This window comes from Halomonas sp. KM-1 (assembly GCF_000246875.1).
GTDB classification, from domain to species: domain Bacteria; phylum Pseudomonadota; class Gammaproteobacteria; order Pseudomonadales; family Halomonadaceae; genus Halomonas; species Halomonas aerodenitrificans.
In genome coordinates this window covers 57200-81984 of the sequence record NZ_BAEU01000118.1, presented here as the reverse complement: position 1 = coordinate 81984, position 24785 = coordinate 57200, and the positions used below count along the sequence as shown (strand labels likewise).

The following is a 24785-nucleotide window of genomic DNA, read 5'->3' as shown; positions in this document are numbered from 1 at the left end:
CCGGAGAGTGCCCGCCCGCCTTCTCCCACCGGCGTGGCCAGACCCTGCGGCAGCGCCTCGGCCCATTGCCCCAGTTCGACCCATTCCAGCGCCTGCCAGAGCTGCGCGTCGACGGCCTCCGGCGCCGCCAGCCGCAGGTTGCTCGCCAGGCTGTCCTGGAACAGATCGATGCGCTGGCCGAGGATGGCGATGCGCTCGCGCAGCGACGTTTCATCGATCTCGCCAATGGGAATATCGCCCAGCAGGATTTCCCCCTGGCTGGGCGGCAGCCGCCGAGTCAGCAGCGCCGCCACGCTGCTCTTGCCCGCCCCCGAGGCACCGGTCAGGGCCAGGCGCTCCCCGGGAGCCAGTACAAGATCGAGATCCTGCAGCGCCGGCACGAGAGCCCCCGGGTAGTGGAGGCCTACCCCACGTAGCCGTACGCTGAAGGCCCCTGTGGGAAGCTGAGCATGCCCAGCGCTGACCTTGGCCTGTCCCGTCTGTCCCGCCTGCCCCGCCTCTTCCACCTCGTTGAGGCGCTCGGCCGCGCCGCGGCTCGCCCCCAACTGGGTGAAGGCGGTCGGCAGCAGCGCCAGCACCTCGCCGAGGGCCAGCACCGCAATCGGCATCATCACCATCACGGCGCCTGAAATCATGCCCTGCTGCCAGGCCGCCGCCGCCAGCCACAGGGCCGCCACCATGCCCAGCCCGACCATCAGGTTGACCAGGGCGACACCGAACCCCGCCACGCCGGCCGTGCGCTGCTGATCCCGTGACAGCTTCTCCTCACGTTCGAAAAAGCCCTGTCGATGCCAGTCGCGGCTGCGGTAGGCCTCGAGCTCCGCCAGGCCGGTGAGATGCTCGATGGCCTGGCTGCGCAGGCGCTGAAGATGCGCCACCTGACGCCGGCTCGACGCCATGCCCAGCCACGCCTGCCCGGCCGTCAGCCACGCCCAGGTGGGCACCAGCAGCGCCGCCACGGCCAGCCCGACCATGGGCACCCAAAGCGCCAGGAAGGCGGCCAGCAGCACGATGGCGGCCAGTGCCACCATCGGTGGCGCCAGCAGGCGCAGATAGAGGCCGTCGAGGGTATCGATGTCGGCGGTCAGACGGTTGAGCCAATCGCTGGCACGCTGACGCGCCAGGCTGCGGTCGTCGAGCCGGGCCATGGCCACGAACAGGCGATGGCGCAGATCGGCGAGCAGGCGCAGCACGGTGTCATGGTTGTAGAGCCGCTCGGCATAGCGAGCCACGGTGCGGCTCACGGCGAAGAAACGTATACCGCCGCCCGGCACGTAGACGTCGAACGCCACGGCCATGCCCAGGGCCAGCGCCATGCCGGCCAGCGCGCTGGCGGCGATAAACCAGCCCGATAGAGTCAGCAGCCCCACCGCCGAGAACACCGTGACGATCAGCAGCAGCACGCCGATGGCGAGCCGCCCACGTCGCTGGGCCAGCAAACGCAGCCAAGGGGCGAAGGTAGTACGCAATGAGCGTTTCGACATGCTCAACCTCCCGCCGCCACGACGGCCTGCTCCCGCCCTTCGTGCAAGGCCAGGCGGCGACTGGACATGGCCATCAGTGCGGGGTGGTGAGTGGCGATGACCAGCGTCCTGCCTTCGTCGCCAAGGCGGCGCAGCGATTCGATGACGCGCGCTTCGGTCTCCTCGTCCAGGCTGGCGGTGGGCTCGTCGAGCAGCACCAGCTCGGCATCCGAGAGAAACACCCGCGCCAGCGCCAGGCGCTGCGCCTGCCCGCCGGAAAGTCCCGAGCCTCGCTCGCCCAGCGGCGTATGGATGCCCTGTGGTAGCGCCGCCACCAGCTCGGCCAGTCCGGCGTGCACAAGGGCGCGCTCTAGCTCGGCGTCGCTGGCTTGCGGGGCCGCCAGGCGCAGGTTCTCGGCCAGACTGCCGTGAATCAGCAGCGGGCGCTGGTCCATCCAGGCGATTCTCAAGTCGGCCGCAGCTTGGCGCTGCCCCGATGCCGGCGCCACGAAGCCCGCCAGCAGCTGCAGCAGCGCCGACTTGCCGGCCCCCGACGGCCCGGTGACGACCAGGATGTCGCCCTTCTCGACGACCACATCCAGCGGCCCCAATACCTGCCCCCGCCCAGGATGAGCCAGGGTTACCGCCTCCAGCGCCACATAGCGCCCCGTTACCGGCGGCGCACCTGCCGACTCATGCGCGGGCCGTACCGGCTCGCTCAGCAGGGCCAGCATGCCATCGGCGGCGCCCAGGGCCGCGGCCCGGTCGTGATAGTGCTGGGCCAGGGTGCGCAGCGGCTGGAAGAACTCCGGCGCCAACAGCAGCACCAGCAGCCCGCTGAACAGGGTCAGCTCCTCGGCCGGGCCGAACTCGATGTAGCCCAGCAGGCCGAAGCCCACGTAGATGGCCACCACGGCGATGGCCACCGAAGCGAAGAACTCGAGCACCGCCGAGGAGAGAAAGGCCACCCGCAGGGTGCGCATGCTGAGCCGGCGATAGTTGTCCGCCGCCGCGTGCACCTCCGTGGCCGCCTCACGGGTGCGGCCGAAGAGCTGCAGCGTGGCGATGCCCCGCACGCGGTCGAGAAAGTGCCCCGAAAGGCGACTCACGGCGACGAACTGGTCGCGATTGAGTCGCTCCGCCCCCATCCCCACCAGGGCCATGAACAGCGGGATCAGCGGTGCGGCAAGCAGCAGGAACAGTGCCGCCAGCCAGTCGAGCCAGAGCACGACGAGCAGAATCAGCAGCGGAATGGCCACGCACAATCGCAGCTGGGGCAGAAAGCGTGCGAAGTAGCCGTCCAGCGCCTCGACCTGCTCGACCAGTTGGTTGGCCAGCCCCGCGGAATGGCGGGCGCCGGCGCGAACCGGCCCCATCGCGGCAAGATGGTCGAGCAGCTCGGCGCGCACCGCGTGGCGAATGCGCAGGCTGGCCAGCTGACCGCTCAGCTCCTGCCCCCACTGGCACAGGGCTCGGGTCGCCAGCACCGCCACCAGCATTAGGAAGGCCGAGGTGAGCGATGCCAGTGGCGCGCCATCCACCAGCAGGCGGCTGACGATCCACGCCAGCAGGGCCATCTGGGCGACGGTCAGCGCACCGGCCGCGATACCCGTCAGGGCGGCCAGCCCCAGCCAGCCGCGCTGACGAGCGGCATGCGCCGCCAGCCAGCGCCGCGGCGACACCTGGGAGTCGTGGCTCATGGGCTCAGTGGTAACCCTCGCCCGCACGCACCTTGCCGCGGAACACCCAGTAGGACCAGAAGGTATAGCCCAGCACGAAGGGCAGCACGAACAGCACGCCGAGCAGCAGGAACAGCTGCGACTCGGGCGCCGAGGCGGCGTCCCAGATGGTGTAGTTGGGCGGCACCAGCCAGGGCCACTTGCTCACGATCAACCCCAGGTAGGTGAAGAAGAACATGCCCAGCGTGGCCATGAACGGCAGCAGCTCACGCTGGCGCTTTACCGCCCAATAGACGCCGTACATGCACAGCAGCGTCAGCGCCGGCAGGATCCAGATCACCTGCAGGTGGCCGAACCAGCGGTCCCACACCACCTCGTTGACCAGCGGCGTCCAGATACTGATGATGCCGAAGATCACCAGCACCGCCAGCAGCAGCGGCGGCGTGAGCTTGTAGGCCCAGGCCTGGATGTAGCCCTCCGACTTGAGGATCAGCCAGGTGGTGCCCAGCAGCGCATAGCCGACCATGATGCCGATGCCAGTGAGCACCGTGAACGGCGTCAGCCAGTCGAAGGCGCCGCCGACGAAGACCCCGTTCTGGGTCTCGAAGCCCTGAATGTAGGTACCCACCACGGCGCCCTGGGCGAAAGCCGCCACCGCCGAGCCGCCGCTGAAGGCCAGGTTCCAGAGCCTCCTCCCGCGCCGCTCGCGGCGCGACTTGAAGCGCAGCTCGAAAGCCACCCCGCGAAACACCAGGCCGGCCACCATCAGGAACACGCCGATATAGAGCGCCGGCAGGAACACCGTATAGACCAGCGGGAAGGCGGCCAGGAAACCGGCCCCGCCCAGCACCAGCCAGGTCTCGTTGCCGTCCCACACCGGTGCCACCGTGTTCATCATCACGTCGCGGGCATCCTCGTCCGGGGCGAACGGAAACAGGATACCGAGCCCCAGGTCGAAGCCATCCATCAGCACGTACATCATGATGCCGAAACCGATGATGAGCGCCCAGATCAAGGACAGATCGAACATTTCCATGGCTCAGCTCTCCCCTTTGGCGGGATTGTCGTCGAAGGGCGTGTGGGTCGCCGACCAGGGCCGCTTGGGCGTCTCGAAGTCGTCGACCATCTTCTCCTCTTCCTTCGGCTCCATGCCGTAGCGAATCACTCGCGTCAGGTAGTAGGTGCCGGCGTAGAAGATGATGCCGTAGACGGTGACGTAGCCGATCAGCGTGAACAGAGCCATGCCACCGGTGAGCGAAGGCGTCACCCCTTCTGCATGGGTCATGAACTCATAGACCAGCCACGGTGCCCGGCCCGACTCGGTGGTGATCCAGCCGGCCAGCACGGCTATGAAGGGCGTCACCGACATCAGCCGCAGGGTCTGCAGGTAGCGGCGCGACTGGTAGAGCCTGCCGCCGCGGCGCAAATAGAGCCCCACCAGCGAGACGGCGATCATCAGGAAACCGATGCCGACCATCACCCGGAACGACCAGAACACCAGGGCGACGGGCGGCTGCTCCTCGGGTGGTGCCTCGAGTATTCCGGGCACCTCACCATACAGCTCGTGGGTCAGGATCAGGCTGGCCGCGTAGGGAATGCCGATCTCGAAACGGTTCTGCTGGGCCGCCTGGTCGGGCCAGGCGAAGAGCAGGAAGGGAGCGCCCTCTTTGGTTTCCCAGTTGCCCTCCATGGCCGCCAGCTTGGTCGGCTGGTACTCCAGGGTGTTGAGGCCGTGCAGATCACCGACGAAGGCCTGGGTCGGCGTCAGCACCAGCAGCAGCCACATGCACATCGACAGCGCCTTGCGGTTGGCCTCCACGTCGCGCCCGATCAGCAGGTACCAGGCGCTGACCCCGGCTACGACGAAGCCGCCGGTGATGAACGAGGCCATGGCCATGTGGGCGAAACGATACGGGAACGAGGGGTTGAATATCGCCTCGAACCACGAGGTGACACGGAACACACCGTCGGTGAACTCGACCCCCGCCGGTGTATGCATCCAACTGTTGGCCGCCAGGATCCAGAAGGTCGAGATGAAGGTGCCGAGCGCTACCATGGCGGCGGCGAACAGGTGCACCCCCGGTGGCACCCTCCCCCGGCCGAACAGCAGCACGCCGAGGAAGGCGGCTTCGAGGAAGAAGGCGGTGACCACCTCGTAGCTCAGCAACGGCCCGATGAAGTTGGCGCTGGCCTGGGAGAAGTTGCTCCAGTTGGTGCCGAACTGGAAGGACATCACGATGCCCGACACCACCCCCATACCGAAGGCGACGGCGAACACCTTGGTCCACAGATAGGCCAGACGGTCCCATGCCGGATTGCGCGTCTTGTAGAACAGCGCATGCAGCAAGGTGATGTAGGACGCCAGACCGATGGTGAAGACCGGAAAGATGGCGTGAAACGAGACGACAAAGGCAAACTGAATACGCGACAGCAGTACGGGATCAAGCTCCATGACGTACCTCTTGGCTGCAGAAGAGTCGACGTCTCGAGGCATGCGAAGGCACAGGGAGTGCGTTGTTGGGCTTCGGCCATGTCCCTCCTGGACATGGCGTGACGCATTCCACCTCGACACACAGCTAGAGCCTAGAACAGGGAGTGCGGTGAGGCTTACTCGCTTACAAAAGCCTACACGACACAATGCTGTTCCAGGTCAATGCATTCCGCTACGTCTTGTGCTTGTGCGATAAAGATTACTCGATGCAGATGCACCTTCATCTGTGTCGGGTTGTCGCAGCCGACCGTGGGCTACCCACCGCCCTGCACGACCAACCGCACCATGAACGCGGTATAGCCGACGAACATCGCCAGCAGCATGGCCCCCTCGAGCCGGTTGATGCGCCCCGGACGCCCCTTCCAGCCGATGGCGAATACCGTCATCAGTACCGTCATCACCGTCATCAGGCTCCAGTCGCGCAGCAGCACTTCCCCGCCCACCTCGATGGGGCGTATCACCGCGGCAAGGCCTACCACACCCAGGGTGTTGAACAGGTTGGAACCCACCACGTTGCCCACCACGAGATCGTGCTCGCCGCGTCGCAGCGCACTGATGGAGGAAGCCAGTTCCGGCAGCGAGGTGCCGACAGCCACGATGGTCAAGCCGATGATCAAGTCGCTGACGCCGAAGCCCAGGGCGATCTCCACCGCGCCCCACACCAGCACGCGCGAGCTCAGCACCAGCAGGGCCAGGCCGACGAAGGTCCAGATCAGTCCGGCACGCAGCGACATGGGATGCGCCTCCAGACTCTCCTCGGTGTCGGTCGCCAACGCATCGCTGCCGTCACGCCGAGCCTGCCAGATGCTGAAGCCGATCATGGCGGCCAGCAACGTCAGCAGCAGGCTGCCTTCGAGCCGCCCGATCATGCCACCCCACATCAGCAGCGCCGAGAGCAGCGTGACGCCGACCAGCAGCGGCAGCTCGCGGCGAATCACGCTGGAGTGCACCGCCAGCGGCGTGATGACCGCCATGAGCCCCAGGATCATGCCGATATTGGCGATGTTGGAGCCATAACCGTTGCCCAGCGCCAGCCCCGGGTTGCCCTGCCCCGCGGCCAGCGCCGACACCATCAGCTCCGGCGCCGAGGTACCGAAACCGATTACCAGCATACCCACCAGCAGCGGCGACACCCCCAACCGTCGCGATGTCGCTGCCGCCCCATCCACGAAGCGCTCCGCGCTCCACACCAACAGCACCAAGCCTGCTGCCACGGCAACCAGGGGAAGCAACAATTTCATCTCCTCGGGGAACATTCAGGGTCGAATGTTTGTATATGGTAGGCACGACGTCAACGTGTCACACTTCCGTATGGCCTGCATCATTTGAATGACAGCGTGCCCCTCGCTTATCTCAGTCATCGAGTCGTCGCTCAAGTGCTCAATCAGCCCCTCCGCTTTCTGCCCGTTCCCGGTGAACCTCAGGTCGACCAGGCACCGCCCGAGGTACGTACTTCGCGTCGACGCCTGCGCGCCTGCCACGAGTGCGATTGGCTGGTGGCCCTGCCGCCGCTGCGGCCTGGCCAGAAGGCGGACTGTCCTCGCTGCGGCCACACGTTGGCTACGCGTCACCATCGTCCGGCTCAGCGCAGCATGGCGTTGGCGCTGGCGGCCATGGTTGCCCTGCTGCTGGCGATCTCCTTCCCCTTCGTCAGCTTCAACGCAGGGGGCATTGGCAACCGCATCGAATTGACGCAAACGGCCACCACCCTGATCGGCTTTCACCAGCCGCTGGTCGCCATTGCAGTGATCCTGACCATCGCCGTGCTGCCTGGGCTCTACCTGCTCGGCGTGATCTGGTTGCAGTTGGGCCTGCTGCAGGGCCAGCCGCTTCCTGCCAGCCGTGCCATTGCCCGCTCTCTGGCCCATCTGAACCCCTGGATGATGGCCGACGTCTTCATCATCGGGGCGCTGGTCAGCCTGATCAAGGTGGCGGGCCTGGCCCAGATCGAGCTGGGACTCTCGTTCTGGGCTTTCTGCGCCTTCGCGTTGCTGCTGCTGTTCACCACCCAGTCGATCGATTCGGACTGGATGTGGTTTTCGCTGGCCGGCGAGCCCCAGGCGCCTGAGGGCGCCCGTACCGGAACCACCGCCGCCGCACAGGGTCTGACTGGCTGCCCCACCTGCGGCCTGGTCAACCGGCTAGATGCCAACGGGCGTGGCCACTGCAGTCGCTGCGGCGAACGGCTGCGCGCCCGCCTGCCGCACAGCCTGCAACGCACCTGGGCTCTGCTGGCCACTGCCGCGCTGATGTACATACCGGCCAATGTCTACCCCATCATGACCACTACCAGCCTGGGCCACAGCAGCCCTTCGACCATCATCGGCGGCGTGGTGGAGCTGATCCAGATGGGCTCCTGGCCGGTCGCCGCGGTGATCTTCGTGGCTAGCGTGATCGTTCCCGTGGGCAAGCTGGTGGCGCTCTCCTGGCTGTGTCTGGTGGTCAAGCGCAGCGGCGAGCTCAATGCCGCCAGCCGCACCTGGCTCTATCGCGTCACCGAGTTCATCGGCCGCTGGTCGATGATCGACGTCTTCGTGGTCGCCATCCTGGTGGCCCTGATTCGTGCCGGTTCGCTGATGTCGGTCACCCCCGGCCCCGCGGCGCTGGCCTTCGGTGCAGTGGTGATACTGACCATGCTGGCCGCCATGACCTTCGACCCAAGACTGATCTGGGACACGCCCCCGGCGCATGACCCGGACACTACGCAAGGAACCTCTGGATGAGCGATACCCCTCGTGACGACGGGGCCACCCGCGACATGCACCGCGCCAGAGCCACCCCGCAGCGACGCCTGTCGCCGATCTGGATCGTGCCCATCGTGGCGATCCTGATCGGGTTGTGGCTGGTCTACGACAACTATCGCAGCCGTGGCCCGCTGATCACCCTCACCATGAGCAATGCCGAGGGCATCGAGGCCGGCAGCACGCTGATCAAGACCCGTAACGTCGAGGTAGGCCGGGTCGAGCGCGTACAGCTCTCCGAGGACCTCTCTCATACCGTGATCACGGCACGCATGGCGCCCAATACCGACGCCATGCTCACCGAAGGCAGCCGCTTCTGGGTGGTGAAACCACGCATCGGACGCGAAGGCATCAGCGGCCTGGGCACGGTGCTCTCCGGTGCCTTCATTCAGCTCCAGCCCGGCAGCGGCGAGCCCGGCCAGCGCGAGTTTCAGGTCAGCGACCAGCCGCCCGTGGCCTCCGCCGATGCGCCAGGACTGCGCATCAACCTGATCAGTCAGCTCGGCAACTCGCTGCGCCCGGGGGATCCGGTGACCTATCAGGGCTACACCGTGGGCCGCGTGGAGGAAGTCGATTTCGATGCCGATGCGCGGCGCATGCATCAGCGTGTCTTCATCGAGACCCCCTACGACCGCCTGGTGACAGACAGCACCCGCTTCTGGTCGGCCAGCGGTATCGACCTGCGTCTCGATGCCGACGGCATCCGCGTCAACGTGGAGTCGCTCGAAGCCCTGCTCGGCGGCGGCGTCACTTTCGGCGAGCCGGAAGACCTGCCGCGCGGCAGGCCGGTGGAGAACGATGCCACCTTCAACCTCTATGCCGACGAGGAGAGTGCCCGCCAGGGCACCTTCAACCGTTACCTTGAGTACGTGCTGCTGGTCGAGGACAGCGTGCGTGGGCTCTCCCGAGGTGCGCCGGTGGAATTCCGCGGCGTACGCGTCGGCACCGTGGCCGCCGTGCCCTGGCAGTTCACCGCCGAGCAGCCGGGTACGCGCAACGGCTTCGCCATCCCGGTGCTGATTCGCATCGAGCCGCAGCGGCTCGGCATCGAGAATCAGCAGCTCGATCTCGAAGAGTGGGACGAACGCTTCAAGCGTCTCTTCGGTACTGGCCTGCGCGCCTCGCTGAAGTCGGGCAACCTGCTCACCGGCGCCATGTTTGTCGACATCAACTTCTACCGCGACGAGGCGGAACAGTACGTGGCGGAGACCTTCAGCGAACGTACGGTCTTCCCCACCACCTCGGCCGGCTTCGCCCAGATCGAATCTCAGATCACCGCGCTGCTGGACAAGCTCAACGCACTGGAAGTCGAGCCGCTGCTGGCCGGTCTCGGGCGCAACCTGAGCGCCTCCGAGGCGATGCTGGACGAAGTGCGCGGCCTGACGAGCTCGCTACAGGGTATGCTCGACGACCCGAGCACGCGCAACCTGCCGAGCAATCTCAATGCCTCGCTGGAAGCACTGCGCGAGACGCTGGAAGGCCTCTCGCCCGACTCCGGCGCCTATCGTGAGCTGACCGCCACCGCCGAGCGCCTGGAGCGCCTGATGCGCGACCTGCAGCCGGTGACGCGCACGCTCAACGAGAATCCTCGCGCCTTGCTGTTCGACAGCCTGGACACCGAGGATCCGGTGCCGAGAGCGCCGCGAGGCAACTGAACGAGAGGCAGACGCCAGTGAACGATGTTGAACGCAACCTATGGAAACGGAGAGCTGCATGAAGTGGATGTCCCGGCTCGCGCTGCTGACGAGCCTGCTCGTGCTCGTCGGCTGCGCCACCTCCACCACCCCGGCCAACCGCTACATGCTGCCCGATAGCGCCACGGCGCCATCGGGTGGCAGCCCGGCGGCGGGCCACCTGCTGATCGTGCAGCCGCCGCGGCTGGCCCACTACCTGGACGTCGACGGCATCGTGCTGCAGCTCGACGACATTTCGCTCAATGCCGCCCGACAGCACCTGTGGGCCGAGCCGCTGGGCCGCCAGTTGGAGCGCAGCCTGCGGGCACGCCTGGCGGAGCAGCTACCCGACACCCGCATCATGCGCGACGAGGCCAGCCTCGGGCGCAGCGAGGCCCTGCGCCTGCGCCTCGAGGTGGATCGCTTCCAGGGACGTCATGACGGCCTGGCCATCGCCAGTGGACAGTGGCAGCTGCTGGCAGCGGACGGCCGCCTGCTGGCCATGGAGCGCTTCCATGTCGAGACGCAGCTCGAAGACGACGGCTATCCCGCCCTGGTCCGCGCCCTGGGGCGCAGTTGGGACCGGGTGGCCAGCGAGATCGCCGATGGCGTCGTGCGCTATCGTTAGGCGTGTAGGAGCGGTAGTTATCGCCTAGTCTCATAGAGCCGGACCCGGTACTGGAACCGAAACGCTTGCAAGGACGAACCATGTCGGCCAAGACAGATACCTCGACACCTACGGACTCCGCCATCGAGCACGAAACTGCCGAGACGCTGCTCAGCCTCGTCAGGCGGCTGGAGCATGACCTGCTGGCTGCCCTCGACGCGGACTCCCCGCAGCAAGCCGTCGAGAGCCTACTGACCAGCGTCGAATGTCTCGATGAGCTCGATACGGCCCTGGCAGAGTTCGATTCCCAGGTGACCGGCCCGCTCGTGCAACGCCTGCGACTCGGCTTGGATCGACTGGCCTGCGACCTTTACCGGCGTGGCGGCTGGCAGCATCTGGACGAGGCGCAGCGACGTACGCTGCTCGCTCGTCATGCAAAAGGGCTCACCCAGTTCGACGGCATCGGCCCGGCAAGCGCCGAAGTGCTTTTCCTGCACGGCATCAGCGATCCCGAGCGGCTCTGTCAATGGGAACCCGATGCACTCGATGACATCGAAGGGCTGAACGCAGCCGTTCTCGCCCGACTCAAGCGCGAACTCGAAGCCATGAGGAAAACCCGGGCAGAATAGCTGCAGTGCGAACCATAAGCTGGCATAATGCCGGCACGCGGCGACTCGTGGTCCCTCCTGCCGCGCCCCTGAACCGAATTTCTCACGTCTTGGCCCGGGACTGGCCATGTGCAGATCGCACATGGCGCGGCGAAGACGTATCTGCGGAGACCGCATGACCCTCTTTTCCGAACTCGGCCTGCGTGCCGAACTGCTGAGTGCCGTCGAGGCCCAGGGTTACACCACCCCGACCCCGATCCAGCTCCAGGCCATTCCCGCCGTGCTCAAGGGCGGCGACCTGCTGGCCAGCGCTCAGACCGGCACCGGCAAGACCGCCGGCTTCACCCTGCCGATGCTGCAGCGGCTGGCCGACGGCCCGCGCCCCGGCAAGCGCCAGGTGCGCGCACTGGTACTGACGCCCACCCGCGAGCTGGCTGCTCAGGTGGGCGAGAGCGTGTCCGACTACGGCCGCCACCTTACCCTTACCAGCCATGTCATCTTCGGCGGTGTCGGCCAGCAGCCCCAGGTGGATGCCATCCGCCCCGGCCTCGACGTGCTGGTGGCCACCCCCGGCCGCCTGCTCGACCTGCAGCAGCAGAAGCACGTGGATCTCTCCCGTGTCGAGATCCTGGTGCTGGACGAAGCCGACCGCATGCTCGACATGGGCTTCATCCACGACATCAAGAAAGTGCTGCGCCTGCTGCCCGGGAAGCGCCAGAACCTGCTGTTCTCGGCGACCTTCTCCGACGAGATCCAGGCCCTGGCCGACAAGCTGCTCGACAATCCGGCGCGCATCGAAGTGGCTCGCCGCAACACCACCGCGGAAACAGTCGATCAGGCGATCTATCGTGTCGACCGCGAGAAGAAGCGCGAGCTGCTGGCGCATCTGATCAGCCAGCACGGCTGGCATCAGGTACTGGTCTTCACCCGTACCAAGCACGGCGCCAACCGCCTGGCCGAGCAGCTCTCCAAGCAGGACATCCCGGCCATGGCCATCCATGGCAACAAGAGCCAGTCGGCCCGCACCCGTGCGCTCTCCTCGTTCAAGAGCGGCGATCTGCAGGTGTTGGTGGCCACCGATATCGCCGCCCGCGGCCTGGACATCAGCGAGCTGCCTCACGTGGTCAACTTCGAGCTGCCCAACGTGGCCGAGGATTACGTCCACCGTATCGGCCGTACCGGCCGTGCCGGCAGCGAAGGTCAGGCCATCTCGCTGGTCTGCGTCGACGAACACGGCCTGCTCAAGGGCATCGAGCGTCTGATCAAGCGCGATCTGGAGAAGCGCATCGAGCCCGGCTTCGAGCCCGATCCCAATGCCAAGCCGGAGCCGATCGAGAACGGTCGCAATCGCCGCGGCGGACGCTCGGGACAGCCACGCCAGGGTGCCGGCAGCGGCCAGACAAGCCAGCGCAACAGCGGCGGAAATTCCGCCAACGGCGACGCTCAGGCGCCGCGTCGTCGGCGCAGCCGCGGCCAGCGCACGCGTCGCGCCTGACGGCCAGGCTTGGTCGAAAGCGGCGATTGTGGGATCGTATACGCCCAACTGAACAGTCGGCGGTCTGGCGTAACACGGCCTGGAGTAACACTGTCTGGCGTAATGGCGTAACTAGGAGACGCGCGCATGCTCAAATGGCTGACCGGAAAGCAACCCATTCCGGTCTGGGTCATCAAGCAGATCGATGACAATCTGCTGCACCTGTGCGGCCAGGGCAGCATCGAGCCACAAGCCAAGCGCAGCAGTGTCATCGAAGATCTCCATGCCGGCCGCTACCAGGGCGCAGTCAACATGGCGGGCGGCGGCCTGGTGCTCAACGCCAGGCTGTTTGCCGCCCTGGTTCCGCTGGAAGCCCTGCAGTTGGACGAGCAGGGCCATGCCCACTGGCAGGGGCGCCGCTGGTACGTGGCACAGGCACCGCAGCGCTGCTGGACTTTCGAAGGCCGACTCACCCCTCAGCGGCAGGTATTCAACGACCAGGAGCAGTTGGTCAGCGTGGAAGACGTCTCCGACATTCGCCGCCAAGTACAAGGCGCCACCGACCCCGGCCAGGTCAACTTCGACCCTACCGGGGTCAACGAGCACCCTCTGATCGCCCGACGCGATGAAGACGAACCGTCTGCACCACACCGCTCCAGCATCCGCTCCGACAAGTGGCGAGGTCATGACGACTGAGGCCAGACTCGACTCGCGACGCATCGCCCTGTTTCTCTTTCTCATGGTACTGGTCGGTCTCAACCTGAGGCCGGCCCTGTCGTCGCTCGCCCCCCTGTTGGTGCGTGTCCAGGCCGATACCGGCCTGACGCCGCTGGCAATTGGCGCGCTGACCACGCTACCGGTGCTGTGCCTGGGGATCTTCGCGCCCCTGGCGCCTTGGTTGGCCAAGCGGGCAGGTCCCGAGAACACCCTGGCCCTGGCCCTCGGTATATTGATCGCCGGGCTACTGCTGCGTGGCCTACCCGCCCTGCCGCTGCTGTTTCTCGGCACCCTGTTGGCCGGGGCCGCCATCGGTATCGCCGGCACGCTGTTACCGGCCCTGGTCAAGCGTGAGCTTCCCGGCGGCGCGGACCTGATGACCGGCGTCTACACCATGGCGCTGTGCCTGGGTGGCGCCCTTGGCGCCGGCCTGAGCATTCCGCTGGCCGATCTGCTGGGCGGCTGGCGCTTTAGCCTGATGAGCTGGGGGCTGCTGGCGCTGCTGGCACTGGTCGCGTGGCTGACGCTGATGCCACGTGCTCCTCACTCCCAGGTTGCCACCGCTACCGGCGGCAGCATGCGCGAGCTGCTCGGACAGCCGCTGGCCTGGCAGGTGATGATCCTGATGGGAAGCCAGTCCTCATTGGCCTACATCGTTTTCGGCTGGCTGCCCACACTGCTCCAGGCGCGTGGGTACAGCGAGGCAGAGGCCGGCTGGATGATGGGCGCCTCGGTGATGGTGCAGCTGATTTCGGCGCTGGGTGCACCCTGGCTGGCACGCCTGAGCCGCGACCAGCGACCGGCACTGCTGCTGGTACTGGGCTGCATCGCGGCGGGGCTGTGGCTGCTGCTCCAGGCCGGCGAGAACTGGCGCTGGCCCGGTGTTGTGCTGCTGGGGCTGGGTCAGGGCGGCAGCTTCAGCCTTGCCCTTAGCCTGATCGTACTGCGTACGGCCAACTCCCGTCTGGCCGGCAAGCTCTCCGGCCTGGCGCAAGGCGGCGGCTACACCCTGGCCGCCATGGGGCCGCTGGCAGTGGGGGTCCTGCTGCAGCTCGAAGTCGGCATGTCGACCATGACCGGCGTACTGCTCTCCATCGTCGCCGTGGCCGCCGGCTTCGCCCTGCTGGCCGGTCGCAATCGGCGTCTCGACGTGGATGCCGAGGGGCGTCTGGTCACTCGCTGACTCGCGGGCTCATACCCTGCGTTGCGACCAGGCCACCCCAGCCAGGATCAAGCCCATGGCGATGAGATGGTTCCACTCGGGGCGCTCGCCCAGGAATAGCGCCCCGATCAACACCGCCCAGAGCGGGATCAGGTAGTTGATCATCGACAGGAAGGTGGGTCCGGCGGCGGCCACCAGAGTGAAGTAGATGACGCTGCCCAGCGCGGTGCAGATCAGCCCCAGCACGGCAACGGCCCATAGCGCTGCGGGAGACAGCACCGGCATGGCGGACGTGTCGATGGGCCAAGTGATGACGGCCAGCGGCAACGTCAGCAGCCAGGCCATGGCCAGCACCAGCGCCGAGGTCGACCAGGGGTCGCTGGCCGGCTTGTGGCGGGAAACGATTGCGTTCACCGCATAGCACACCGCCCCGCCCAGCACGGCCAACTGGGCCAGCAGCGTCTCGCCGCGGCCGCCCAGCTCCCGCAGCGCGGTGGGGCCGATCAGCAGCAGCACCCCCGCGAAACCGATCAGAAAGCCCACCAGGCGCCGCGGCACCATGCGCTCCCCGCTCACCAGGAAATGCGCCAGCACCAGGGTCAGCAAGGGCATCACGGCCATGAGAATGCCAGCCAGCCCGCTGTCGATACGCTGCTGCCCCCAGCTGATCAGCAGGAACGGCATCATGTTGCCGACTACGGCGATGGCCAGCATGAAGCCCCAGACTCGCGGCCCGCGCGGCCAAGCGCGGCGCAGCCCCCAAACCAGCAGCAGCAGCCCGGCGGCGGCGATGGCGTTGCGCCCAGCCACCAGCATCGCCGGCGTCATCTCCGCCACGGCGATTCTCGTCAGCGCGAACGAGCTGCCCCATACGATTGCCAGCGCCACCAGCAACAGCCAGTGCGATGCAGGCCGCGCCATGCCCTCTCCCCCTTTGATTCATTGATCCCGGTCAAACACTCCACCTTACCAAGCCGTGCTAGCCTTTCTTCACCGATACATTCTCTCACGCAGGGAAACAATGGACGAGACGGCCGAGGTGGTGTTTCACGCACGTGGCTTGAAGCGCTTCTATCAGATGGGCGAAATGACCATCCAGGCGCTGCGCGGCATCGACCTCGAACTGCATGCCGGCGAACTGGTGGTCATGCTCGGCGCTTCCGGCTCGGGCAAGTCGACGCTGCTCAACATCCTTGGCGGACTCGACAGCCCCAGCGAAGGCACGCTCTCTTATCACCCCCGCCGCACCGAGGGCTCACATGAACCCCCGAGCCTGAATCTGGCCACGGCCAGCCAACGCGAGCTGACGAATTTTCGCCGCCACCACGTGGGCTTCGTGTTTCAGTTCTACAACCTGATCTCGAGCCTCACGGCGCGGGAGAACGTCGCCGTCGTCACCGAGATCAGCCGCACTCCTCTGCCCCCGGAAGAGGCTCTGGCGCTGGTGGGGCTGGAGCACCGGCTCGACCACTTCCCTTCCCAGCTCTCGGGTGGCGAACAGCAGCGAGTGGCCATCGCCCGCGCCGTGGCCAAACAGCCCGAAGTGCTGCTGTGTGACGAACCCACCGGCGCTCTCGATTTCCAGACCGGCATCCGCGTGCTCGAGGTACTCGAACGCATCAATCGGGAAACCGGCACCACGCTGGCGATCATCACCCATAACGAGGTCATTGGAGACATGGCCGATCGCATCATTCGCCTGCGCGACGGCAGGGTCGATGACTGGCAGGCCAATGCGCAGCGGCGCCGGCCGCAAGAGCTGCGCTGGTAGCCGCGGCCTGTGCCATGAAGACACTCGACCGCAAACTCTATCGCGACCTGTGGCGCCTCAAGGGCCAGGCGCTGGCCATCGCGCTGGTCATCGCCAGCGGCGTCATGACCCTCATTCTGGCCGTGACCACCCTGGAGTCGCTGACGGGCGCCCGCGACCGCTTCTACGCCAGTCATCACTTTGCCGAACTCTTCGTCGAGCTGAAACGCGCCCCGCTCGGCCTGCAGGCACAGCTGCAACAGCTCGAAGGGGTCAACCTGATCGAACCCCGGGTACGCGCCGCGGTGCGCCTGGCGGTGCCAGGTTATGGCGATCCCGTGCGCGGTCAGTTGCTGTCATTGCCCGACGGACGCCAGCCACTGCTCAATCATCTGCATCTGAAGGCGGGTAGCCTGCCGGAAGCCGGCCGCGACGATCAGGCGGTGGTCTCGGACGCCTTCGCCGAGGCACACGGTCTAGCGCCGGGGGATCGACTGGAAGCGATCGTCAACGGACGCCACACCCAACTGACGATATCCGGCATCGGCCTGAGCCCCGAGTTTCTCTACCAGGTAGCCCCCACGGACCTGATGCCGGACTATCATCGCTATGCCGTACTATGGATGAACCAGCGCGCCCTGGCCCAGGCCTACGGCATGGAGGGCGCCTTCAACAGCCTGACCCTGACGCTGCAGGCCGGCGCCAGCGAAGCCGAGGTGGTCGATGCCCTGGATCTGGTGCTGGCCCGCTACGGTGCCATCGGCGCCCAGACCCGCCATGACCAGCAGTCACACCGCTTCATCGAGGAGGAGCTGAACCAACAGCGCATTACCGCCACGGTGCTGCCGGCGATCTTCCTGACGGTATCGGCCTTTCTGCTCAACGTGGTGATGGGGCGCATCATCCAGACCCAGCGCGAGCAGTTGGCCGTACTCAAGGCCTTCGGCTATCGCGACAGCGAGCTGGCCCGCCACTACGGCCTGTTGGCAGCGGCCATCGTCCTGCTCGGCTGGGTCGTGGGGGTTGCCCTGGGAAGCTGGGCGGCCAGCGGTCTGGCGGGCATCTATCGCGAGTACTTCCGCTTTCCCGAGATGCAGTTCGGCGTACCGCTCTGGGCGCTGGCGCTGTCGCTGCTGGTGACCCTGCTCGCGGCCCTGGCCGGGACCTGGCACGCGGTGTGGCAAGCCGTCAGTCGCCCGCCGGCCGAGGCGATGCGCCCGCCAGCGCCGCACCGCTTTCGCCGCAGCTGGCTGGAACGCCTGGTGCCGGCGTCACTGCTGGGCAACGAGGGGCGTATCGTGCTGCGCAATCTCGCCCGCCATCCGCTCAAGGCCGCCTTTTCGGTGGTGGGAATCGCCCTCTCGGCGGGGCTGCTGGTGATCGGTGCCTATCAGTTGGCTGCGGTCGACAAGATGATCGACCAGCAATACCGCCAGGTACTGCAGATGGACATGGAGCTGACCTTCAACGAACCGACACCGGCCCGCGCCGCCGGCGAGCTGCGTCACCTGCCCGGCGTACTGGCGGTGGAGACCTGGCGGCGGGTGCCGGTGACCTTGATCCACGCTCATCGTCAGTATCGCACCAGCCTGCTGGGCATGGCGCAGGAGCCGGGCATGCGCCAGGTACTCGATGGGCAAGGCCGCCCGCAGCATTTGCCCGAAACCGGCGTGATGCTGACGCGCCACCTGGCGGAGCTGCTCGACGCAAAGGTCGGCGACACCCTGGAGGTAGCGGTCATGGAGGGGCGTCGGCAACGCCTGTCGCTGCCGTTGACGGCGCTGGTGGATGAACCGTTGGGCGTCGGCGCCTACCTGGAGCTGGGCGCGCTCAATGCCTTGCTGCACGAGGGCCCCGCCATCAGCGGTGCCTGGCTGCTGGTGGATGCCGAGCGCACGGCCGACCTGCATGCCGCCTTGTGGGAGCTGCCGAGGGTGGCCTCCATCGGCCTGCTGACCGAAGCCGAGCAAGGCGTTCGTGAGTACATGGACGAAACCCTGCTGATGGTGGCGGTGATCTTCGTCGGCATCGCCTCTTCCATCGCCTTCGGCGTGGTCTACAACAATGCCCGCATCGCCTTCGCCGAGCGCGCGCGTGAGCTCGCCACGCTGCAGGTGCTCGGCTACACCCGTGCGGAGGTGGCGAGGATACTGCTCGGCGAGATCGCCCTGCTCACCCTGGCGGCGATTCCTCTGGGCTGGGCCATCGGCGTCTTTTTCAGTCACCTGCTGAATCGGGCCTTCAGTCACGATCTGTTCCGCATACCGCTGGTATTCACGCCGCACACCTTCGGCTTCGCCGCGGCAGGTGTCCTGGTCGCGTCGTTGCTGGTCGCCGCACTCGTCTTCCGTCGGCTGGGCCGCCTGGACAAGATTCGCGTGCTCAAGGCCGTGGAATAGCGGTCGCACAATGCATTCATGGGGAGAGATGGAATGAATCGACGCCGCACCTGGGTCCGCTACCTGCTCTGGGCCCTGTTGGGTGCCGCTTTGCTCGGCATGCTGGCTTGGGCGCTGCGTCCCTCGCCCGTGCCGGTCAACACGGCTCACGTCAGAGTTGGCCCCTTCGTCGACTCGGTCGTCGAAGAGGGGCGCACCCGGCTGCGTGACACCTGGAACGTCTCGGTTCCCATCGCCGGCTATTTGCAGCGTGTCGACCTGGAGGTAGGCGACCGTGTCGAGGAAGGAGCCGTGCTGTTCCAGCTCGAACCCAGCCCCGCACCGGCACTGGACGTGCGCACGCGGCAGCAGGCCGAGGACAATCTGCAAGCCGCTCAGGCCCGCCTCCAGGCCGCTCAAGCCAATCTGGAAACGGCCCGCGCCGACCGCCGTTTCGCCGAGGCCGAGCATCAGCGCTACCGGCAGTTGCACCAGCGCAACCTGATCTCCACCGCCGAACTGGAGCAGCGCCAGAATCAGCGCGACCGACTTCGCGCACTGGAAAATTCCGCGGCCTCCAGCGTCGAGGTGGCACGCTTCGAGGTGGAGAGCGCCCGGGCGCTGCTGGCCGTGGCCATCGGCCAGCGCAGCGAGGCGGACCAGCCGGTGCTGCAGGTGCGCGCACCGGTTTCCGGTCTGGTGCTGACTCGCTATCGCTGCTGCGAGGGCAGCGTGAACGCCGGCGAACCGATCCTCGAACTCGGCCGCCTCGCCGACCTGGAGATTCAGGTCGACCTGCTCTCGATGGATGCCGTGAGACTACGCCCGGGGCTCGACGCCGTGATCACCGGCTGGGGCGGCGAACCGCTCGCCGGCAGCGTCAGGCGCATTGCGCCCGCCGGGTTCACGCGCACTTCGGCATTGGGCGTGGACGAACAGCGCGTGCCGGTGATCGTGGACTTCGCCAGCGAGCTCGACCACAGCGAACTGGGCATCGGCAGCGGCTACCGGGTCGACGTCGAGTTCGTGATCTGGGAGGCCGAAGACGTGATGCAGATACCCACCAGCGCTCTGTTTCGTCACCGGGACGGGTGGTCGGTCTTCGTCATCGAAGCGGGGCGCGCCACGCTGCGCAGCGTGGAGACGGGTCGCCGTCAGGGCCTGGTTTCCCAGATCGTTGACGGGCTCGAGGAAGGCGAGCTCGTGATCACGCATCCGGGTGAGCGGGTCAGCGAAGGCACCCGCGTCGCACCGGATGAGTGAGATCGAACGCAACTCTGGGTATTATCGTCGTCAGGGCGCCTTGCCATGCCCGTGACGAACGCCATCTCCAGGAGCTGCCATGATCGCCCCCCCTTTTGCCGACCGCCCCGTACTGGTGCTCTACACCGGTGGTACTCTGGGCATGATGCCCAGCGCCGAGGGTCTGGTACCGGCTGGCGACATCGAAACCCGCCTGCGACACGCCCTCGACGGCCTACCACCGAGCCGCCAGAGCCAACTGCCCGACTTCGTGGTCCATGCGGTGGCCACCCCCATCGACTCCAGTGCCGCCACGCCCCTCGATTGGCAGCGCCTGGCGGCGACCATTGCCGATCGCGTAGGCCAGCATGCCGGCGTCGTGGTACTGCATGGCACCGACACCTTGGCCTGGACCGCCTCGAGCCTTGCCTTTCAGTTGCAGGGCCTGGACCGGCCGGTGGTGGTCACCGGCGCCATGCACCCTCTCGAAGCCGATGGCAGCGATGCACTGGCTAACATCGAACTGGCGCTGCGCTTCGCCGCCCGGCCGGAACTGCAGGAAGTTGCCCTGGCCTTCGCCGGGCGCCTGCTGCGTGGCGTACGTTCGAGCAAGACCCACAGCGAGGAGGACGATGCCTTTACCAGTCCCAACTATCCGCTGCTGGGTGAGCAAGTCGGCGAAGACGTCGTGCTCTATCCCACCCGCTGCCTGGAAACCCAGCAGCGAGGTGCGCCGCGTTTCGAACTGCCGGACTATTCGTCGCTGGCCCAGGGTGGCGTCGTACGCCTCGCCCTGTGGCCTGGCATTCAGGCATGGCAACTGGAAGCCTGGCTGGGCGACGACAGGATCCAGGGCGCTCTGCTCGAAGTGTGGGGTGGTGGCAACATCCCACCAGACCCCGAGTTGATCGGCGTGCTGGCCAAGGCCAGCGGTGAGGGCAAGCTGCTCGCCGCGATCAGCCAGTGCCGCTGGGGCAGCATCGCACCCGGTCGTTATGCCGCCGGCCAGGGCCTCATCGAGGCCGGGGTGCTCTCGGGCGACGACATGACGCCCGAGGCCGCCATCGCCAAACTCGCGCACCTGTTGGCACTGCCGCTGGATACCGCCGAGCGTCGCCGGTTGTTTCTCACCCCTCTGGTGGGTGAGCGCTGAGTCTCAGGGGGCGGTAAGCGTCGCGCCGCCCTAGGCTGGCGTTCCACCGCCACCGGGCTAAGTTGAGTGTAACGAAGCGAAAGCGTCCGAGGAGTCATCATGGAACATCCCGTACATCCCTTCACCGAGCTATTCGAGCAGCTCGGCCTACCCTCCGACGAGGCCTCGATCCAGGCTTTCATCGAGCGACATTCGCCGCTGCCACCAACGCTGGCGCTTTATGAAGCGCCCTTCTGGAATCAGGCCCAGGCAGCCTTTCTTCATGCCGCACTCGAAGAGGATGCCGACTGGGCCGAAGTGGTCGATCACCTCGACGCATCGTTGAGGAAGGATTAACGACTCAAACGCTCGTCCCAAGGGCATTCTGCTAATCTTGGCGCGATAACAATCAGAACACTCTCAGGCGGGGAACAGTATGCCGATCGATAGGATATCGACTGCGGAAGCCTCTGGCATTACCAAACCCGTCGATCTTGATATCCCCCCTATACCGGAAGCCCTGCTTTCACGCCTGGCCGACTGCCGCATACTGCCCAGCCTGCCGGCCGCAGCGGCCCGCGTCATTACCATTGCACGCTCCCCGGAGCCTCGACTCGCCGATTACGCCCGGATCATCGAACAGGACCCGGCACTTACCCTGCGGCTGTTGTCCATGGCCAACAGTGCCTTCTACGCGCGAGGCGGCAACCCGGTATCCAACTGTCTCGATGCCGTTTCGCGCATCGGTCTGGACGCCACCCTGTCGGTTGCCCTGAGTTTCGGCCTGCCCAAGCACAGAAGCGACAGCGGGCTGGATCACGAATACCTTTGTCAGCGTGCCATCATTGCGGCCACTGCCGCCCAGGAGCTGGCCGAACACCTGTGCCCCCACGAGGCACCTCAACTGTTCACCACGGCACTGCTTCAGGACATCGGCATCCTCACCTTTGCCGCCGTCGATGGCGACCTCTACATCGCCAGCATTCCTGACATACGCCAACACCAGCGCCTGAGCGAGGTAGAGCTCGAGTGTTACGGCTGCGACCACGCCCTGGTCGGCGCCTGGCTCGCCGCCAGTTGGGGAGTGCCGGGAACGATTGCCAAAGGCATCATCGACAGCCACGGCCCGCTGGTCGACGGCGATGCACGCAAGCTCTGCCTGCGGCTCTCCTGCCGCATTGCCGACTGCTGGCTCGCTGCCGATTCCGCCTCTGCCTTCAGCGCCCTGCTGCGCCAGCTCGCTTCACTGGCCTCGCTGGACATCGTCATGCTGATGACGGTGATGCAGGAGCTTCAGCACCGCCTGCCTTCTCTGGCTCGATTGTTCGAGATCACCTGCCCCCCCGCCATCGACAGCACGCACCTGCTCGCCGAAGCCAAGGAGCTGCTGTTCGAGCAGAACCTGCGCATGACCCTTCGCCTGGCCGAGCAGCAGCGGGAGCTGGAGGCGCTGCATGCCAGCCACGTCGTGCTGGACGAGCAGCACCGTACCGATCACCTCACCCAGCTGGCCAATCGCCCGTGGCTGGAGAAGCGCCTCGCGCAACATTTCGAGCTGGCCAAGCATGCTCATCAGACGCTCTCGGTGATGTTCATCGATCTGGACCACTTCAAACGCATCAACGATCGCTTCGGGCATCGCTTCGGCGACGAAGTGCTGATCCATTTCGCCGCGGCGCTGAGCAACATGGTGCGCGAAAGCGATATCGCCGGGCGTTACGGCGGTGAGGAGTTCCTGGTGATCATGCCCAATACGCGCCGTGAGCAGGCCGGCATACTGGCCGAGCGCATTCGCGAATACCTGGCCAGCCAGCCGCTGACCCAGGCCGAAGGCGAGCCGCTGCACGTCACCGCCTCGATCGGCATCGTCGATATGGAAGACGGGGAGTTCGAAAGCGCCGCCGCCCTCGTCGATGCCGCCGACCAGGCCATGTACGGGGTCAAGCACGACGGCCGTGACGGCGTGGGGCACTATGAGGAGTCAGAGCCCAACGCCTGAGTGGCCGGCACTCGCCTGGCACGTCTCGATCTTTGCGATACGACACGATATGAAGAGGGCGGCCATCGGGCCGCCCTCTTACGTCTACGGGATGAAATCCCGCAGCGCCTACCCTTTCAGGTCACGCATCAGCAGCGCGAATTCGATGCGCTCCGGCGCGATGGCCTCGCCCGGCACCGGGATGCGCACCACATGGCCCGAGCCCGGTGCCGCCTGGACCGATTCGCCATGCTTGTTCTCGATGTGTTCGAGAGCGAAACGACGGTTGCCCCCTGGCAGCATCAGCTCCATGCCGTCGCCCACCTCGAAGCGGTTCTTGACCTCGACCTCCAGCATGCCGCGATCCGGATCGTAGCCGGTCACCTCGCCGACGAACTGCTGATGCACCCCGACCGAATTGCCGCGCTCGTAGTTCTGGTACTCGTCGTGGACATGGCGACGATAGAAGCCTTCGGTGTAACCGCGGTTGGCCAGATTGTCGAGTTCGTCCATCAGGCGCATGTCGAAGGGTCGGCCGGCCACGGCGTCGTCGATGGCACGACGATAGACCTGAGCGGTGCGTGCCACGTAGTAGTGCGACTTGGTGCGGCCTTCGATCTTGAGCGAGGTGACACCCATCTCGGTGAGCCTAGGCACGTGCTGGACGGCGCGCAGGTCCTTGGAGTTCATGATGTAGGTGCCGTGCTCGTCTTCGAAGATCGGCATCAGCTCACCGGGGCGAGTGGCGTCCTCGATCAGAGCGGAAAGCTCGTCCTGGCCTTCCACACCGCCGGCCGTCGCCGTGCTGTAGTTCGTGCTACCGCTGCCCGAAGCGATCAATCCGTTCTGGCCGGGCGTCCACACGCCGCTTGCGGCATGGGCCGCGGCGGAGTTGGCCGGTACCAGATCGCCGGTCTCGTCCTGGGCCGCCGCCACGGTGTTGTACTTCCAGCGGCAGGCGTTGGTGCAGGTGCCCTGGTTGGGGTCGCGGTGATTGAAATAGCCGGAGAGCAGGCAGCGCCCCGAGTAGGCGATGCACAGCGCCCCGTGGACGAAGGTCTCGATCTCCAGCTCCGGGCACTCGGCGCGGATCTCGGCGATCTCTTCCAGCGAGAGTTCGCGCGACAGGATGATGCGGCTGATGCCCTGTTTGTACCAGAACTTGGCCGCCGCCCAGTTGACCACGTTGGACTGCACCGAAAGGTGGATCACCTGCTCCGGCCAGCGCTCGCGGATCATCATGATCAGGCCCGGGTCGGACATGATCAGAGCATCGGGGCCGGCTTCGATCACCGGCTCCATGTCGCGCAGATAGGTCTTGAGCTTGCTGTTGTGCGGCGCGATGTTGGAGGCCACGTAGAACTGCTTGCCCCGATCGTGGGCGTAGGCGATGCCCTTGTGCAGGTTCTCGACCTTGAAATCGTTGTTACGCACGCGCAGCGAATAGCGCGGCTGGCCGGCATAAACGGCATCGGCGCCATAGGCGAAGGCGTAGCGCATGTTCTTGAACGTCCCCGCCGGGGAGAGCAGTTCGGGAGCTTTCATGTGAGGTCACCGTTTTCAGGACGATGGCGAGTCACTGCCTGAAAACTGGCTGCGCTCGGCCATACGGCGTTAAAAATCGACTCAAGGTACTCATTTACGTTCCGTAAACTCCGTCCTTTCGTCGATGTTTGCCTTGTCTGGCCTT

General features: G+C 66.2%; 20 protein-coding genes. 13 read left to right on the top strand and 7 right to left on the bottom strand.

Annotated features, from left to right (window positions below; all coding sequences use genetic code 11):
- The 5 genes from cydC to B8115_RS13695 all read right to left on the bottom strand — a co-directional run.
- The coding region (gene cydC / locus B8115_RS13715) for a thiol reductant ABC exporter subunit CydC (RefSeq protein WP_010628385.1) at positions 1–1484 on the bottom strand (1484 nt) is incomplete at its 3' end.
- A gap of 2 nt (positions 1485–1486) precedes the next feature.
- On the bottom strand, positions 1487–3163 hold the full coding sequence (cydD, locus tag B8115_RS13710; protein WP_010628384.1) for a thiol reductant ABC exporter subunit CydD: 1677 nt from the start codon (positions 3161–3163) through the stop codon (positions 1487–1489).
- Between the two features lie 4 nt (positions 3164–3167).
- Positions 3168–4178, bottom strand: a complete 1011-nt coding sequence (gene cydB, locus B8115_RS13705) for a cytochrome d ubiquinol oxidase subunit II (RefSeq protein ID WP_010628383.1) — start codon at positions 4176–4178, stop codon at positions 3168–3170.
- A 3-nt stretch (positions 4179–4181) separates the two neighbouring features.
- Complete coding sequence (locus B8115_RS13700; RefSeq protein WP_010628382.1) at positions 4182–5594, bottom strand: cytochrome ubiquinol oxidase subunit I; 1413 nt, start codon at positions 5592–5594, stop codon at positions 4182–4184.
- Positions 5595–5887: 293 nt separating this feature from the next.
- The gene (locus tag B8115_RS13695; RefSeq protein ID WP_026038120.1) at positions 5888–6868 is read right to left on the bottom strand and encodes a calcium/sodium antiporter; all 981 of its coding nucleotides are present in this window, start codon (positions 6866–6868) and stop codon (positions 5888–5890) included.
- Between the two features lie 141 nt (positions 6869–7009).
- Between B8115_RS13695 and B8115_RS13690 the strand changes: the two genes are divergently transcribed.
- The 7 genes from B8115_RS13690 (at position 7010) to B8115_RS13660 (ending at position 14636) form a co-directional block, all read left to right on the top strand.
- Entirely contained in the window at positions 7010–8356 is a 1347-nt protein-coding gene (locus tag B8115_RS13690; RefSeq protein WP_010628380.1) for a paraquat-inducible protein A, read from the top strand.
- Complete coding sequence (gene pqiB / locus B8115_RS13685) at positions 8353–10029, top strand: intermembrane transport protein PqiB (RefSeq protein ID WP_010628379.1); 1677 nt, start codon at positions 8353–8355, stop codon at positions 10027–10029. Before B8115_RS13690 ends, pqiB begins: the two co-directional genes overlap by 4 nt.
- A gap of 58 nt (positions 10030–10087) precedes the next feature.
- On the top strand, positions 10088–10675 hold the full coding sequence (locus B8115_RS13680; RefSeq protein ID WP_010628378.1) for a membrane integrity-associated transporter subunit PqiC: 588 nt from the start codon (positions 10088–10090) through the stop codon (positions 10673–10675).
- 80 nt (positions 10676–10755) lie between these two features.
- Positions 10756–11283, top strand: coding sequence for a helix-hairpin-helix domain-containing protein (locus B8115_RS13675; protein ID WP_010628377.1), 528 nt, complete (start codon positions 10756–10758; stop codon positions 11281–11283).
- Between the two features lie 154 nt (positions 11284–11437).
- The gene (locus B8115_RS13670) at positions 11438–12757 is read left to right on the top strand and encodes a DEAD/DEAH box helicase (RefSeq protein WP_010628376.1); all 1320 of its coding nucleotides are present in this window, start codon (positions 11438–11440) and stop codon (positions 12755–12757) included.
- A 126-nt stretch (positions 12758–12883) separates the two neighbouring features.
- Positions 12884–13432: a hypothetical protein gene (locus B8115_RS13665; RefSeq protein WP_010628375.1), complete on the top strand. Its 549-nt coding sequence runs from the start codon at positions 12884–12886 to the stop codon at positions 13430–13432.
- The gene (locus B8115_RS13660; RefSeq protein WP_010628374.1) at positions 13422–14636 is read left to right on the top strand and encodes an MFS transporter; all 1215 of its coding nucleotides are present in this window, start codon (positions 13422–13424) and stop codon (positions 14634–14636) included. The genes B8115_RS13665 and B8115_RS13660 overlap by 11 nt, the downstream gene beginning before the upstream one ends.
- Before the next feature lie 9 nt (positions 14637–14645).
- On the opposite strand, the gene B8115_RS13655 is transcribed toward B8115_RS13660, so the two are convergent.
- Positions 14646–15536 (bottom strand): DMT family transporter, encoded by an 891-nt coding sequence (locus B8115_RS13655; protein ID WP_010628373.1) that lies wholly within the window; start codon positions 15534–15536, stop codon positions 14646–14648.
- Between the two features lie 100 nt (positions 15537–15636).
- On the opposite strand from B8115_RS13655, the gene B8115_RS13650 reads away from it, so the two are divergent.
- From B8115_RS13650 to B8115_RS13625, 6 genes are all read left to right on the top strand, one after another.
- Entirely contained in the window at positions 15637–16386 is a 750-nt protein-coding gene (locus B8115_RS13650) for an ABC transporter ATP-binding protein (protein WP_010628372.1), read from the top strand.
- Between the two features lie 14 nt (positions 16387–16400).
- Complete coding sequence (locus tag B8115_RS13645) at positions 16401–18764, top strand: ABC transporter permease (protein ID WP_010628371.1); 2364 nt, start codon at positions 16401–16403, stop codon at positions 18762–18764.
- A 33-nt stretch (positions 18765–18797) separates the two neighbouring features.
- Positions 18798–20006: an efflux RND transporter periplasmic adaptor subunit gene (locus tag B8115_RS13640; protein ID WP_010628370.1), complete on the top strand. Its 1209-nt coding sequence runs from the start codon at positions 18798–18800 to the stop codon at positions 20004–20006.
- Between the two features lie 79 nt (positions 20007–20085).
- Entirely contained in the window at positions 20086–21138 is a 1053-nt protein-coding gene (locus tag B8115_RS13635; protein ID WP_010628369.1) for an asparaginase, read from the top strand.
- A 99-nt stretch (positions 21139–21237) separates the two neighbouring features.
- On the top strand, positions 21238–21474 hold the full coding sequence (locus B8115_RS13630; protein WP_010628368.1) for a DUF2789 domain-containing protein: 237 nt from the start codon (positions 21238–21240) through the stop codon (positions 21472–21474).
- A 79-nt stretch (positions 21475–21553) separates the two neighbouring features.
- Complete coding sequence (locus B8115_RS13625; RefSeq protein WP_010628367.1) at positions 21554–23116, top strand: GGDEF domain-containing protein; 1563 nt, start codon at positions 21554–21556, stop codon at positions 23114–23116.
- Positions 23117–23224: 108 nt separating this feature from the next.
- Here the strand turns inward: B8115_RS13625 and yegQ are convergent, their stop codons facing one another.
- Entirely contained in the window at positions 23225–24640 is a 1416-nt protein-coding gene (yegQ, locus tag B8115_RS13620; protein WP_010628366.1) for a tRNA 5-hydroxyuridine modification protein YegQ, read from the bottom strand.
- Positions 24641–24785: the final 145 nt, after the last annotated feature.